At 38.5% G+C, this 14,576-nt stretch carries 13 protein-coding genes (1 of these 13 only partly in view); 3 read left to right on the top strand and 10 right to left on the bottom strand.

Annotated elements, in window-relative coordinates; translation table 11 throughout:
* Positions 1–19, top strand: the final stretch of a protein-coding gene (gene cmpA, locus BAOM_RS01720; RefSeq protein WP_119118989.1) for a cortex morphogenetic protein CmpA. 101 nt of this gene lie to the left of the window's left edge; only the last 19 of its 120 coding nucleotides appear in the window; the start codon falls outside the window, past its left edge; its stop codon occupies positions 17–19.
* 50 nt (positions 20–69) lie between these two features.
* Here cmpA and BAOM_RS01715 read toward each other — a convergent pair whose 3' ends face one another.
* From BAOM_RS01715 to acpS, 6 genes are all read right to left on the bottom strand, one after another.
* On the bottom strand, positions 70–2,238 hold the full coding sequence (locus BAOM_RS01715; RefSeq protein WP_127762405.1) for a Tex family protein: 2,169 nt from the start codon (positions 2,236–2,238) through the stop codon (positions 70–72).
* Positions 2,239–2,591: 353 nt separating this feature from the next.
* Positions 2,592–2,942, bottom strand: a complete 351-nt coding sequence (locus BAOM_RS01710) for a type II toxin-antitoxin system PemK/MazF family toxin (RefSeq protein WP_119118987.1) — start codon at positions 2,940–2,942, stop codon at positions 2,592–2,594.
* Between the two features lie 7 nt (positions 2,943–2,949).
* Positions 2,950–3,234, bottom strand: coding sequence for a CopG family ribbon-helix-helix protein (locus BAOM_RS01705; RefSeq protein ID WP_119118988.1), 285 nt, complete (start codon positions 3,232–3,234; stop codon positions 2,950–2,952).
* Between the two features lie 156 nt (positions 3,235–3,390).
* Positions 3,391–4,545, bottom strand: coding sequence for an alanine racemase (gene alr, locus BAOM_RS01700; RefSeq protein WP_127762404.1), 1,155 nt, complete (start codon positions 4,543–4,545; stop codon positions 3,391–3,393).
* A 278-nt stretch (positions 4,546–4,823) separates the two neighbouring features.
* Positions 4,824–5,834: a LolA family protein gene (locus BAOM_RS01695; RefSeq protein WP_127758803.1), complete on the bottom strand. Its 1,011-nt coding sequence runs from the start codon at positions 5,832–5,834 to the stop codon at positions 4,824–4,826.
* Positions 5,835–6,145: 311 nt separating this feature from the next.
* Positions 6,146–6,508, bottom strand: a complete 363-nt coding sequence (acpS, locus tag BAOM_RS01690; protein WP_127758802.1) for a holo-ACP synthase — start codon at positions 6,506–6,508, stop codon at positions 6,146–6,148.
* Positions 6,509–6,585: 77 nt separating this feature from the next.
* Here acpS and BAOM_RS01685 point away from each other — a divergent pair, with 77 nt between their 5' ends.
* A complete protein-coding gene (locus BAOM_RS01685; RefSeq protein WP_127758801.1) occupies positions 6,586–7,167 on the top strand; it encodes a rhomboid family intramembrane serine protease in 582 nt (193 codons plus the stop codon).
* Positions 7,168–7,234: 67 nt separating this feature from the next.
* Here BAOM_RS01685 and BAOM_RS01680 read toward each other — a convergent pair whose 3' ends face one another.
* The 3 genes from BAOM_RS01680 to BAOM_RS01670 all read right to left on the bottom strand — a co-directional run bounded on the left by BAOM_RS01680 (position 7,235) and on the right by BAOM_RS01670 (position 10,939).
* Positions 7,235–8,695: a PH domain-containing protein gene (locus tag BAOM_RS01680; protein WP_127758800.1), complete on the bottom strand. Its 1,461-nt coding sequence runs from the start codon at positions 8,693–8,695 to the stop codon at positions 7,235–7,237.
* Complete coding sequence (locus BAOM_RS01675) at positions 8,688–9,161, bottom strand: PH domain-containing protein (protein ID WP_127758799.1); 474 nt, start codon at positions 9,159–9,161, stop codon at positions 8,688–8,690. The genes BAOM_RS01680 and BAOM_RS01675 overlap by 8 nt, the downstream gene beginning before the upstream one ends.
* Before the next feature lie 293 nt (positions 9,162–9,454).
* Positions 9,455–10,939, bottom strand: coding sequence for a degradosome RNA helicase CshA (locus tag BAOM_RS01670; RefSeq protein WP_180319811.1), 1,485 nt, complete (start codon positions 10,937–10,939; stop codon positions 9,455–9,457).
* A 1,026-nt stretch (positions 10,940–11,965) separates the two neighbouring features.
* Between BAOM_RS01670 and BAOM_RS01665 the strand changes: the two genes are divergently transcribed.
* Entirely contained in the window at positions 11,966–13,111 is a 1,146-nt protein-coding gene (locus tag BAOM_RS01665; protein WP_127758798.1) for a PP2C family protein-serine/threonine phosphatase, read from the top strand.
* Positions 13,112–13,189: 78 nt separating this feature from the next.
* Here BAOM_RS01665 and BAOM_RS01660 read toward each other — a convergent pair whose 3' ends face one another.
* A complete protein-coding gene (locus BAOM_RS01660) occupies positions 13,190–14,569 on the bottom strand; it encodes a UDP-N-acetylmuramoyl-tripeptide--D-alanyl-D-alanine ligase (RefSeq protein ID WP_127758797.1) in 1,380 nt (459 codons plus the stop codon).
* Between the last annotated feature and the right edge of the window lie 7 nt (positions 14,570–14,576).

Genomic DNA, 14,576 nt, shown 5'->3' with positions numbered 1-14,576 from the left:
TGACAGCCTTCGCTCATAGTTCTCCAATGATAAAGAAAACACCTTCACCCTGAAGATGTTTTCAAAAAATTAACCTTGATCTTTTGGTTGCAGCATCGTTAGAGCCACCCGTTGTTTTTGAACATCAACTTGATCGACCCAAACCGTTACAACATCTCCAACCGCTACGATATCTAGAGGATGTTTAACAAAACGATTGCTTAGTTTCGAAATATGCACAAGCCCATCCTGCTTCACACCGATATCAATGAAGGCGCCAAAATCAACAACATTTCGTACCGTACCTTGTAACTCCATCCCCACTTGTAAATCTTCTATTTTCAACACATCCTGCTTCAAAAGCGGCTTCGCTAAATTATCACGTGGATCTCGTCCGGGTTTCATTAAGTCATCAATAATATCTTTTAACGTCATCTCGCCAACTTCTAACTCTTCTGCTAATAAGGTTAAATCTAAGTTTTTTAGCGCCTCATTTAACGCTTCACTACCTAATTCTACTGAAGTAAACCTTATTTTCTTTAACAACTTATTAACGGCACTATAATTCTCTGGGTGAATAGCAGTTTGATCGAGTGGTTCACTCCCATTCAAAATTCGCAAAAACCCGATACATTGTTCATACGTTTTCGCTCCGAGTCGAGGGATGTTTTTCAATTCTTTTCGGCTCGTAAACTTCCCTTCCTCTTCTCTTTTCTTAACAATGTTCTGAGCGACTGTTTTTGATAAACCTGCTACATATTGCAAGAGTGAAGGAGAAGCCGTATTAACATTCACGCCTACCTGATTCACAGCCGTTTCTACAACAAAAGAAAGCGACTCTGAAAGTTTTTTCTGTGAAACATCATGCTGGTATTGACCGACACCAACAGACTGCGGATCAATTTTCACCAATTCTGCAAGCGGGTCTTGAAGTCTTCTGCCAATCGAAACCGCACTTCTCTCTTCCACTTGGAGATTCGGGAATTCTTCACGAGCAATGTCAGATGCAGAATAAACGCTCGCTCCTGCCTCATTTACAATAATATAAGAAAGACTGCCTTCGACTTCTTTTAAAATATCTGCAATAAACTGTTCTGTTTCCCTTGAGGCCGTTCCATTTCCGATTGCAACAATTTCTACTGCAAATCTTTGCAAGATAGCTATTGTTTTTTCCCTTGCTTCTGCTCGCTTCGAAACAGGCGGATGTGGGTAAATGACACTAACCTCTAATACTTTCCCTGTTTCATCAATCACAGCTAACTTACAGCCTGTCCGATATGCAGGATCGACCGCTAATACAACCTTCCCCTTTAATGGCGGCTGCAATAATAAATTCCTTAAGTTTTCTGAGAAAATATGAATGGCTTGATCTTCCGCCTTCTCTGTTAATTCTTTACGAATTTCCCGTTCAACAGATGGCATAATAAGGCGTTTGAAACTATCCTCAATAGATTCCTTCAATATAGCCGCTGACTCTGTATGCGGTTTCGTAATTACGTTACGCTCAATGTATTGAATAATAGAATCCGTTACAGGATGCACAGAGATTCGTAACACATCTTCTTTTTCACCACGATTAAGCGCTAATACGCGATGCGGGACAATTTTTTGGACGGGCTCTTCATATTCATAATACATCTCAAAAATTTTCTTTTCGTCTTTTTCTTCATTTTTCACAGTTGAAACGATTTTTCCTGTTTTAAAGATGGATGAACGAATCCATTTACGCAGCTCGGCATCATCAGAAATTTGTTCTGCAATGATATCCCTGGCTCCCGAAATCGCCTCTTCGACAGATCGCACTTCTTTTTCTTCTGAAAGAAACTCAACTGCCTTTTCTTCAACAGCTGGATTAGAATGACAACCTAACAACCAATCAGCAAGCGGCTCTAATCCTTTTTCCTTAGCAACGGTTGCTTTTGTTCTTCTTTTTTGTTTATACGGACGATACACGTCCTCTACTTCTTGCAGCTTGCCCGCCTTTTCAATCTGCTGTTTTAACTCTGGCGTTAACTTCCCCTGCTCTTCAATTAAACGAATAACTTCTTCTTTTCGCTGATTTAAATTTTCTAAATAGTTCCACCGTTCCATAATTGAACGAATTTGCACTTCATCAAGTGCCCCCGTCATCTCTTTCCGATATCGAGCAATAAACGGAACCGTATTGCCCTCTTCAAGCATATTGATAACATTTTGCACTTGATGACTTTTCAAAGTTAATTCTACAGCTATTTGCTTCACTAATTCATTTTGTATCATCAATGTTCTTCCCCCAAGCTTTTACATTCTTATATACAGTCTAGCAAATATATCCATACGTTGCGAACCTCACTATCTAGAAGAACATTTTTATAAAGTAAAACTTCCATCAGTGGGGGTCTTACTGCCCGTTAAGAGTGGAATAAAGTAAAACGCGAACCACTAATCCGCTCTCTCCTTATGAATGATTAGCTCAACCAATTCATTACGGGCATCGGCTCTATTTCCTAATCAAATGTTAATTGGCAAAAAAAAAAAAAAACGACCCCAGTGTCGTTAACCGGAATCGCCTAGTCTTTATTTATAAAAAAGAACATATATAATAGCATCCTGCTATAGGAATTCATTTTTCTCTAAAATTCTTTCAAACCTAAACTAATCTGTAAAGCTTCGTTTACTTTTTGCATCATTGTTTCATCGAGATACGTAATTTTGTCTGTCAAGCGTTGCTTATCAATCGTGCGAATTTGTTCTAAAAGAATAACGGAATCTCGCTCGAATCCATATTTTTTCGCATTAATCTCCACATGTGTTGGCAATTTTGCTTTTTGAATTTGAGCTGTAATGGCTGCCACAATCACTGTCGGACTAAAGCGATTTCCGATATCATTTTGAAGAATGAGTACCGGACGGGTTCCACCTTGTTCTGAGCCGACAACTGGAGAAAGATCTGCGAAGTATACGTCACCACGCTTAACAACAATCAATGGCTCAGCCTCCACTAGCTAATCGCTCGACAGCATGTTCAGCTTCATATTCTGGATATTCAGCCTGAAATGCTTCAGAAGCGATTGTTAAATTAATGGCCGCCATTTCAATATAGCCACGTTTCATTGATTCCCGAAATTCTTTCTTTTTACGAAGATACATAGTCGTGGCACGATAAATAAACTCACTGCGATTAACGTTTTCTTCACTCGCATACCCGTCTAACTCAGTTAATACATTTTGAGGTAATCGAATTATTATCTCTCTTGTTGCGCCGGATTCAGACACAAGCATACACCTCCACCATCACTACACACCATAGTCTATATACCTTTTCCATATTACCATTAAAATACCTATCTGCAAAGAGTATATTCCATCCTCTGACTTATTATCAGCGAACCGCAATAAATATTATTCACATTTTTGTAATTTTTTACAAAATCAATCATCCAAGAGCGTATTACGGACATGTGATACTTGTTGATTCTGCCTATATACACGCGGTACACGCGCCGCTATCATACACGTCACTTCATAATTAATCGTTTCTAATGTCGCGGCAATCTCATCTACTGAAATCGCTAACCCATCACTTTCACCAATTAACGTCACTTCTGTCCCAATGGGAAGTGGTTGAGACAACTTAATCATGCACTGATCCATACAAATTCGGCCGACAATCGGCGCCTTTTCACCTGCAACAATTACATCCTGGCTACGCAGCTTACGAATCCAGCCATCCGCATAACCAATAGGCAATGTAGCAACCCACTCTTCTTCTGCCGCCGTATAAGTAGCTCCATAGCTAACATGATCGCCTTTGTTCAACCGTTTCACATGTACGATTTTTGTTTTCAAGCTAAATGCTTCTTTCAACGTAAAAGGCAATAACTGCTTAATATCTAAAGACGGACTTAACCCATACATACTAATCCCAAAACGTACAGCATTAAACAAAGGGTCTGTAAATCGTAATGAAGCTGCACTATTTGCCGCATGAACAAGTTCAGGAAGCTTTCGTAAAGAAGATAACAACATTTTAAATGTATTTAGCTGCTGTTGATAATATGATAAATTTAATTCATCAGCTGTTGCAAAATGCGTAAAAACTCCAACAAATCTAAACCGAAGTTCGTTCGATAACCACTGTTCAAGAGCCTGCAATTCTTCCGGAGTACGTACACCGATTCGCCCCATACCGCTGTCACATTTAATATGCACATGAAGAACCTGTTTCTCCCCTACATACTGCTTCGCTTGCTCCAGCCACTCCTGGCTAAAAACCGTTAAAGAAATGTGCGCTTCTGCAGCCATACCGGCATCTTCCGGTCTAGATGCACCAAGCACAAGAATGGGAGCTGTAATTCCTTTGTTTCTGAGCGCAAGTGCCTCATCTAAAAAAGCGACAGCAAGAAAATTGGCCCCCGCTTTAAGTGCTGTATTCGCTACTTCATAATCACCATGTCCATATGCATTCGCCTTCACAACAGCAAACATCTTTACATCTTGCGGCAATATTTTTTTCATAGAAACAACATTTTCATAAATGTAATCTAAATTCACTTCCGCCCATGTATCGCGGTGAAACCCCTGCATACTCAAACTACGTAACCTTCTTTCATTATTTCTCCATTTATTTCATGCTTAACGGGCAGCAAGACCTCCTGCCCCAAGCTGGGACACAACTGTCCGACTTGTTCAACTACCCATAAGCGGGGTCCCCACTGATGGAAGTTTTCCTTTATTTTAAAACGGTTTAACAGAAAGGAAAAGAGCTATATGTCATATAGGCCATTTACAGGCAACAACGATGTCCCAAAAGATAGAGGCTGTCTCCATCAATAGGACAGCCTCTGTGTTTTCAAAATTCCACTCTATTTTACAGGCTCCACTCCAACTGTACGAGCTATCTCTACCATTTCATCTGGAGATAAGCTTTGTGAAGCAAGCGTATAGTTGACTCCTTCATACGTCCACGTCACCATATTATCCGCTAATGCACCTACTGTAAATCCTAAATCTACTGGATTTCCATTTACAGTTGTCGAAACGATTTTCGTTTGGACCACTTCAGCCTTCTCTTGAATTAATGTAAAGCTGTTCTTTTCCCCTTCATACGTCAAAACAACCCGTTCTCCATTTTCTGTATCAATTCGTTGTTCATCAGTTAAACTCATACCTTGCATTTCCGCTGGATATTTAACAGAGAAATTTTGATCTTTTACTTCAGCCATCACTTCTACCTCAAGCTGAGCACTTGTCATATTTTTCTGCATATCAAACGCATCTTTATCAAACGTTGTATCGAATTTCACCTTGGAGAACTCCACTGTAACTAACACATTTTTATCTGGATCCATCACTTTTACACTAACTGGAGATAAATCCTTTTTATTCAATGTAATTTCTTGAACAGGCAACATTTTACTATTTTGATAGCGTGTTTTTGTTTCAAACACATATTGGTTATCTGCTTCTTTAAACGTCGCACTTTTATCCTCCGTAATATCTTTTACAAGTGACTCGTATAAATACGCTTGGCTGCTATTCTCAGGCCATTCACTTTGAAACTTAAAGCTCTTATTTAACGCAGGAGTTAAAACATATACTCCCTCATTATTCCTTAAAATCATTTGACTTTGTTCTTTCTCTTGGTTCTTCAAATTCACTCGATAGAAAGAAGGATTCTTATGCCAAATTTCCACGTTATATACTTGCGGATCGGTCCCCATCTGTAACGTCATCTTCGCATTTGCTTTGTAGCCTTTCATTTCTTCAACCTTTTCATTTAAAGCTGTCACAACATCAGCTTGTGATTTCTGACCACAGGCACTGAGAGCCAACAACAGCATAACCCCAGCCAAAAGAATCCCCATTTTCTTCATCTTTTCAACCCCTTTTGTCATTTAAACATAAAAGAGAGAGGAAAAGGCAGGACCTTAAGACTTAGCGTTTATCTTGATGTATCTCCCACCTGAAGTCCGCTACGCTTTACCCAACCTTGTCTCTCTCTATCGCAATAGAAGTATATGAGACAACCTCAGCAAATATGATTCGAAAAGCGGAAGCGGCTTGGGCAAGCACATACAGCGAATTAGAACGAAACTAACAAGTGGCCCGTGCCTGTTAGGAGCCATTATCCTCTGCACAACAAACTAAATGTTAAAGCTCGATAAGCAGGAAAACAGCGCTTCTGTTAAGATTCTTCTACTTCTTCAATGACGACTTGAGCAACGGCATATTCTTTGCTGTGACTAATGGATAAATGGACTCCTTTGGAGATTGGCGCAGTAATGCAGGGTTTCCCTGCTTCATCGACCATAATTTCAATATCAAGAAAAGACAAGTGCTTCCCTATTCCTGTTCCATTTGCTTTTGAAAAAGCTTCCTTAGCCGCAAAGCGCCCTGCAATATATTCAATTTGCCGCGTTCCCTTCAGCTGCTCATACCGACTTTGTTCATTAGCTGTTAAAATTCGTTCGAAAAAACGTGGTTGACGCTCTATAATCTGCTTCATTCTTTGAATTTCTGTAATATCAATCCCTATTCCCTTTATCATCTAAACAACCCCTTCTATAATAGACATAACATTCATAAAATGAGTACAACCATTTCAATCTTCCAAAAGGAGAATCTATGTTTATAAGAACTGAAAGCTTTCAACAGTATGTACGTTGTTTTCCTGCTGTTACCTCCTACATTTTCTTTATGATGATTGTATTCGTACTAACCTTATTTCCATCGTTTCTTGGAAATATCATTCATTACGGAACAGGTGTTAACTTGTACATTGCAGATGGTCAATGGTGGCGACTCCTTACCCCAACTTTTTTACATTACTCGTTTACACATATATTGTTTAATGGGTTTTCCCTAGCCATTTTTGGTCCAGCACTTGAAAAAATTCTGGGTTCTATAAAGTTTGCTCTTTTTTTTCTAGTAACAGGGATTATCGCCAATATTGCTACCTTTTTCTTAACACCACTTACCTTCATTCATACCGGAGCAAGTGGAGCGATCTTTGGCATTCTCGGATTTTTCCTCTATATGGCTCGTTTTCGAAAGCATCACTTATCTAAAAATGAAATTCATACGATTTATACGCTAACAGGCATCGCTGTTATTATGACATTTATCCAACCTAATATAAACATTGTCGCTCATATCGGCGGCTTACTTGCAGGTGTCATTCTCGCTCCACTATTTTGGCGTAAATAAAAGAAGCTAACTGTTTAGTAGCTTCTTTTATTCTTGGCTATGTGAACGAAAGTGGTTTGTTTTGCTGTTATTTCGTACGACTATTCGTTAAAAACCATGTTTGCACCGCGTCAAAATCCTTGGCTTCTACGTCCCTTACTTCTCCCTCTCGAAAAGCAATTCCTGATTTGATTAAAGCAGAAATAGAAGAGAGTTGCTTTCGTTGCTGCGCCCAGCTTGTTTTTGATTCAATCGATTGAATTTTACTTTTATGAAACAAAATCGTTTGTTTAGATAACCCTCGCCTTCTCATCAACAGTTGATGATTCGTAATATTCCAACCAGCCGCTTTATATTGTAAAAAAGCCCAACCAATGCTAATTGGCAATAAAACAAAAGAAACATATCCCCAAGGGCGGAAAAAATAAATAAAAACGATTATGACAGGAATGAAGAAAATGGCCCGTCGAAACATATAGCGCGGAAGTGCACGTGCCGGTAATGGCTTCACTTCTACATCTGCTACATAATCTGGTAGACATTGTTCTAAATATTTTTGTAAATGTTTCTTTTTCACAAGTGGAAAAAGCATAACCTTTAGACTATCTTTATCCGCTTCTGACCCTCCTGCGTACTCCAAATAAACCGTTGCATAACCTAAAGGCTGTCTTACCACATTTTCGATAATTCGAATCCCTTGTACTTTTTTCAACGGAATCGTCAGCTGTCTTTTCTCAAGTAAACCTCTTGAAAGAATTAACTCATCTTCCTTTTTCTCGACCGTAAACCGAGCATATTTCAACATCATCCCGATTGTCGCAAGCATGTATACAATAAGCACTGCGACGAAAATGAAAACGGTCAATAAAAAGGTACCGAGCGCTAATACATCCTCATACTCCCCAACAAACCGCTCAAATGGGATCATTTCATCAAACTGCGAAACAAAAGCAGCCACCCCAGATAGCACAACTCCAACAGCCCCAGAAGTAGCAGCCATCAAGAAAAGCTCTGGAAATTGCAGTCTAAACGTCACAGCAGACTCTTGCTTAATAACAGGTTCCGCGACTAAATCGATTTCTGGCTGTTCTCCCAGCATTTTATTTCTTTTCGCTTCTGCTAATCGTTCATTTAATCGTTCAGCCTCTTCTTTACGAATGGCCGATAACACCGCTTCTGCTTGAGCACCGCCGGCGGTTTCGATACTAATTTTCACAAGCCCGCACAGCCTCTGAATAATCCCTTCTGATACATCAATACTATGTATTCGTTCAAAGCGAATATAACGTTTTTTTCGGACAAATACACCCGATTCAATCCTTAATTCACCATCTTCAATACGATAGGTAAATCGAAACCATTCAATAATAGCTGTCACAATAACAAATAAACAAATACTACCTAAGATGGCCAATTGAATCGTCCCCGCTAATCCATCCTTATCCCCTCCAAAGACAACAACAATGATAATCGGAACAAGCATATCCTTAATGGCCTTTATCACATTCAACAACATAGCAATCGGATGCAATCGTTTCGGTTCAGACATCTTCTTCCTCCACACTTGCCATTTTCGAAATATATTGCCTCAATTCATCCGCCTCCTGTAAATCAAGAGCCGGAATCGTATGTACAGTCGCTGCAGTTGATACTTCCACTGACGCTAAATCATATTTACGTAAAAAAGGACCTTGGTTCGTTTCTACATGCTGAACACGAATCATCGGTACAAGCGTCCGCTTAATGACAAAAATCCCTCTTTGAATTTCAATTTCTGTCTCTCGCACTTCATAACGAAAACGGCGCCACTTAATTAAAGGTAATAGGTAGATCCCTAAGTATGGCTGAATGACCGATAATACAATTAGCCCCCCAATAATCCAAGGTGTCCAATCAAATATAATGGTTAACACAAGTACAGCAATCGTAATAATCCACGTAATCAAACATTCCAAAAAACCAATGATGCGCCATACCTTTAACGCCCTCGTTGATATTTGGTTCTGCAGCTCCATGAATTCACTCCTTCCCATGAGAAAAATCCTATTTTCACACTACTCCCCTTCAGTATACTATATCTATTTGTTCACTTCTTTTTCTTTTATTTTTACTTCACTATACTTTTAAGCAAAGTGATGGAGCCTGGAGCTAAACACTAAAACGATTTAAGAATGTTATACTTTCTTGTACTTTTCCAAAAAACTTTACTTCTTCCACAAAAAAAACGGCCTTTCCTCGATTGAATTATCGAGGAAAGGCCGTAAACTTGATTTATTCTTTTGTTATAAGCTTTTGTCCAGCCTTATTATTAATGGCTTTGTTTTTCACGTCTTTGGCTAGAGCTACGGTTGCCATGACCATTCGATTTACGGTTATTCGAACGTTTAGCACCGAAATCTTTTCTGCCAGATGAGCTGCGTCCGTTACGATTTCTATTATTAGAGCTGCCGCCACGGTTACGATCACGACGCATTGGCATTGGTGCTTCATCTGTTAATTTAACAGGCGTTTGATCCGGCTCTTTTGTTAATGTTTTCAACATTGCAGCTACTAAATCAACCGCTGTATGCTTTTGCATTAACTCCTCTGCTTGTGCAAGGTATAAGGAAAGATCTTCATTTTCAATTGTGTTTTGAATTTTTTCTGTAACAGCTTTTTGTTGTCCTTCTAACGCTTCTGTCAAAGTTGGTGTCTTCATTTTCACCATACGCTTTTTCGTTGTATGTTCAACAGCTTGTAATTGACCTCTTTCTCTCGGAGTAACAAATGTAATCGCTACACCATGTTTACCTGCACGTCCAGTACGTCCAATACGGTGAACGTAGCTTTCTGGATCTTGAGGAATATCGAAGTTATACACGTGCGTAACACCTGAGATATCCAAACCACGTGCCGCTACGTCTGTTGCAACTAATACATCAATGTTACCCTCTTTAAATTTCTTTAACACAGACAAACGCTTCGCTTGACTTAAATCACCGTGAATTCCTTCAGCCATATAACCTCGGATATTTAAAGCAGATGACAGTTCATCCACACGACGCTTTGTACGACCAAATACAATCGCAAGCTCTGGTGTTTGAATATCAAGAAGACGCGCTAACGTATCGAACTTCTCATTTTCTCTTAAATCGACATAGTATTGCTCAATACGGTCAACTGTCATTTCTTTTGCTTTTACACGTACAAGCGTTGGATTTTGCATGAATGTTTCTGCGATTTTACGAATTGGGTCAGGCATTGTTGCTGAGAATAACAATGTTTGTCTCTCTTCTGGAACAGTAGACAAAATAGACTCAATATCTTCAATGAATCCCATGTTTAACATTTCATCTGCTTCATCAAGTACCACTGTGTGTACATTGCCTAAACGGATGTTTTTACGTTTAATATGGTCAAGTAAACGACCTGGTGTACCAACAATAATATGTGGTTTTTTCTTTAAAGCACGGATTTGACGATCGATATCTTGACCACCATATACCGCTAGTACACGCGCTCGTTTTCCGTAGCCAAGTTTGAAGAGTTCTTCAGAAACTTGAATCGCAAGTTCACGTGTTGGAGCAATGACAATTCCTTGTACATTCTCGTCATTTATATCGATATTTTCCATTAACGGAATACCAAATGCTGCTGTTTTACCTGTTCCAGTTTGAGCTTGACCGATAATATCTTTCCCTTCAAGCGCTAACGGAATCGTTTGAGCTTGAATCGGACTCGCTTCCTCAAATCCCATTTTTTCAATTGATTTCATAGACGTTCTATCTAATCCTAATTCGCTAAACAATGTCAATGTGTTCGTGCTCCTTTTAATATCATTAAATTTATCTGTGCATGTTGCAACGGTTCTTGTTCAAATTACAACAAATGTGACGGAGGTTGTACTTTACCTCGTATAAAGAAAATTCACCAATTGGCTCATCTTCAGGCAGATAGATGCGTAGTTGCACTTATCCTATTCCCCTAAAATCGGCAGTTGTTTCAAGATCATTTCTACACTGACGATATATACCATAATAGTATAAAAAAGGAGCTGTAATCACCTAAACAACTACCTTATTAGTTCGGCTGAACTCAATATATGGATTTAACAAATAACATACATCAGCCTTCTCTTACTGTGCTGGATGCAATAGCAAATACACATTACTATGTTTGTAAACATAGGCGCATTTTATTACTCGTATATATAGCCAAGATGAAATTCAAATTGGAAAAGTTAAAGTAGCATAATCGGTGATTGAACCGAACATTTAGGTGAGGGCTGCTGCACCTTACTTTTTCATGCAGCCGATGGAGCTGCCTATCTAACTTGACGAGAGCCAAGATTCTATACAAAAAACAGGCACGGTGCGTTGAGGAAATGCAGAAGTGGATAAGCGTATAGCCTACTTCCCTATGAGCAACTAAAGCCGCCATCTTAGGCAGCTTTTATTTATAATCAAGACGCTCGGCCTATTTAATCTAAAAGTACATAGTCCTTCAAAATCAAAATCATGAAATCGTGCATGTTCATGACAAAACTTGAATAACTTGAACTGACTTAACAACATAAAAAATGAATACGTTATTAAGGCGTTTAAACCCATACTATATATTATCATTTTACAACCACTATTGCAATAAAGGATATCCAATTACCAACCTCACTTAAAATGCTCGCTCCATTTAATCATATTGTTTCCCAAAACCCTAACATTATATAATACGGCTTAAACATTAAAATGAACAAAATTATGTATAGCTTTTAAAAACAGCCTGTTAAATGGTAAAATATATCTAGATTAATCACACTTCAAAATAAAACAGAGGAATAACCATGAAACTATATACACTTAAACTCCCAGAATGTGAAGAAATTCACCATACCTTACAAACTTTAGAGAGAAATGTAATCATCCTAACTGAACAAGAGGCATTAGCAACTATACAAAAGCAGAACCATAATCAAATGCTCTTTATCTTACCTTTATATTATTCAAAAGAATCGATATATTTACTAAAAATCATCGAGCTTATCGACAAGTATGAAATACCAATATTATTTGTTTATAAACGCACCAAAAGAATGAAGGAGCCCTACGCACTTCCGAAAAAAACAATCTACGAGACCATTCAAATTCCCGCTGACCTAATAGAAGTAAAATTAAAATTAAAGTCTTTACAAAATATTTGCATACAATTATATACAGCAAAAGTAAAAGAGCAGGAGCTCGAAAGCATTCGCAACCGAATAAGAGCGGATTTAACTCTAGCTAAACATATCCAACAACTTGTCTTGCCTCCACCTATTTCAGAAACAGACATAGAAATTCAAGGGATTTTCCAACCATCTAGTGAGATATCTGGTGATTTATTCTTTTGGATGCATATAGACGAGGGAGAGTACGGACTTATTATGATTGACGTTTCCGGAAAAGGTGTGTATGCGGCTCTTATTAGTATGGCCATACGTTCCTTAATGCCTGGCTTAGTCAAGCGCGTAAAAGATCCGTTTAAAATAACAAAAGAGTTACATGAACATATGGGAAGATTGTTTCAAAAGTTAGACGAGGAGACATATAAATCCACCTATTTCACTGCATTTATTGCATATATCAATACAAAAGAACGCCAATTTCAATATGTCAACAGCGGCCATCCACCAGCTATTATTTATTGTCCACATACAGAGAATACACACATATTAGCAACCAATTCTATTCCTATTGGACTGAATCCGCATTTAGACATCGAAAAACATTCATTTTATTACGAACCCGGCAGTCGTTTCATTGTCTATACGGACGGTTTAATTGAATCACCTAATCACCCAAATATTTTACGTTTTGATACGCTTCAAAAGGAATTTAAAGAAAAGATTCATCAAGACACATCCACCCTCCTTCACGAAATATTAGTTTCACGAATGAGGCACTCCGAAATCAATGATGATATTTGTTTAATCGCAGGTACCCTTTATTAGAAAGTTTTCCTCCAATCCCTTTAAAAACCTCAAATAAAATAAAAATCGGTTTACCCATGCGAGTAAACCGGCTTTTGTTTATTTTTGTAATGCCTGAACAACTTCTTCTAAACGCATACCTCTTGATGCTTTTACAAGAATAAGATCATTAGCTTGCGTATGTCTTTTTAACTCTTCAATTAATTGCTGCTTATCTTGAAAAGAAAATACACGATTCTCCTCAAATGTTTCACGCGCACCTATGGCAATATGTTCAGCAAGAGGACCATAAGTAAATACTTCATCAATTTCATCTTTTGAAATACGTTGACCAATTTTCAAATGAAAATCCTGCTCTTGTAAACCTAATTCCAACATATCACCGAGCACAAGAATTTTTCGATCAAATCCGGAAAGCCCCTCAATTAATTCAATCGCTGCTTTCATTGATGTAGGACTAGCATTATAAGCATCATTAATGACCTTTTCTCCTTTAGCCCCTTCAACTATTTCCATTCGCATATTCGTTAATCGAATCGAAGCTAGCCCTTCTTCTATTTTTACTTGATCCACCTTCAATTCCTTAGCTGCTAACATAGCTGCTAAAGCATTCATCACATTATGATTCCCAAGAACCGGAATTTCGTAAGAACCGACTAATGTACCCGCGACCTTATAAGCTGTACTATCATTTCGTTGTTCAATTGAAGTTACATACAAATCATTCTCACTAGAACGACCGAAAGATTGGATACGCAAATCTTTATCTCGATTTTGGATTTGCTCTGACAATAAAGGTTCATCTCCGTAATAAATAAATGTTCCTTCATCAGCGAGACCCTCGATAATTTCTAGCTTTGCACGAGCAATTTCTTCTCTTGATCCCAAATCTAACAAATGAGATTCCCCAATATTTGTAATAATCGCAACATCAGGGCGAGCTAGCTTCGAAAGAAACTCAATTTCCCCTCGATTACTCATCCCCATTTCTAAAATGGCTACTTCTGTATCCTCTGTCATCGACAAAATCGTTAGCGGTAATCCTAAATGATTATTAAAATTCCCACTTGTCTTATGTACCTTATAAGTCGTCGCTAAAAGAGCAGCGGTCATATCCTTTGTTGTCGTTTTTCCATTGCTGCCTGTCACGCCAATTACTTTCACATTCAACTGTCCACGATAAGCTCTTGCTAGTTCTTGTAATGCCACTTCTGTATCCTCCACGATAATAAGGGGGATATCCTTCGGTGGATTCGGGACATTTTGCTGCCATAAAGAAGCAGCAGCTCCTTGTTGAATTGCTTTCTCGACATACTTATGACCGTCGACTTGCTCTCCAAGCAGTGGAACAAACAAATTATTCTGCTCTACTTTCCGAGAATCAATCGATACGCCAGCAACCTGAACAGACTCCCATTCTGCAATTACATTTAGGCCACCTACCATCTCATGAATCTGCTTTAACATGCGATTTATCATATTTTTC

The organism is Peribacillus asahii, from assembly GCF_004006295.1.
GTDB classification, from domain to species: Bacteria; Bacillota; Bacilli; order Bacillales; family DSM-1321; genus Peribacillus; species Peribacillus asahii_A.
The sequence above is the reverse complement of the archived record's forward strand: the minus strand, read 5'-3'. Positions and strand labels throughout refer to the sequence as shown.

Excerpts from the sequence above, each read along its gene's own strand:
- BAOM_RS01715 (WP_127762405.1), bottom strand. The coding sequence starts at position 2,238 with ATGATACAAAATGAATTAGTGAAGCAAATAGCTGTAGAATTAACTTTG.
- alr (WP_127762404.1), bottom strand. The coding sequence starts at position 4,545 with ATGCAGGGGTTTCACCGCGATACATGGGCGGAAGTGAATTTAGATTAC.
- BAOM_RS01695 (WP_127758803.1), bottom strand. The coding sequence starts at position 5,834 with ATGAAGAAAATGGGGATTCTTTTGGCTGGGGTTATGCTGTTGTTGGCT.
- acpS (WP_127758802.1), bottom strand. The coding sequence starts at position 6,508 with ATGATAAAGGGAATAGGGATTGATATTACAGAAATTCAAAGAATGAAG.
- BAOM_RS01685 (WP_127758801.1), top strand. The coding sequence starts at position 6,586 with ATGTTTATAAGAACTGAAAGCTTTCAACAGTATGTACGTTGTTTTCCT.
- BAOM_RS01680 (WP_127758800.1), bottom strand. The coding sequence starts at position 8,695 with ATGTCTGAACCGAAACGATTGCATCCGATTGCTATGTTGTTGAATGTG.
- BAOM_RS01675 (WP_127758799.1), bottom strand. The coding sequence starts at position 9,161 with ATGGAGCTGCAGAACCAAATATCAACGAGGGCGTTAAAGGTATGGCGC.
- BAOM_RS01665 (WP_127758798.1), top strand. The coding sequence starts at position 11,966 with ATGAAACTATATACACTTAAACTCCCAGAATGTGAAGAAATTCACCAT.
- BAOM_RS01660 (WP_127758797.1), bottom strand. The coding sequence starts at position 14,569 with ATGATAAATCGCATGTTAAAGCAGATTCATGAGATGGTAGGTGGCCTA.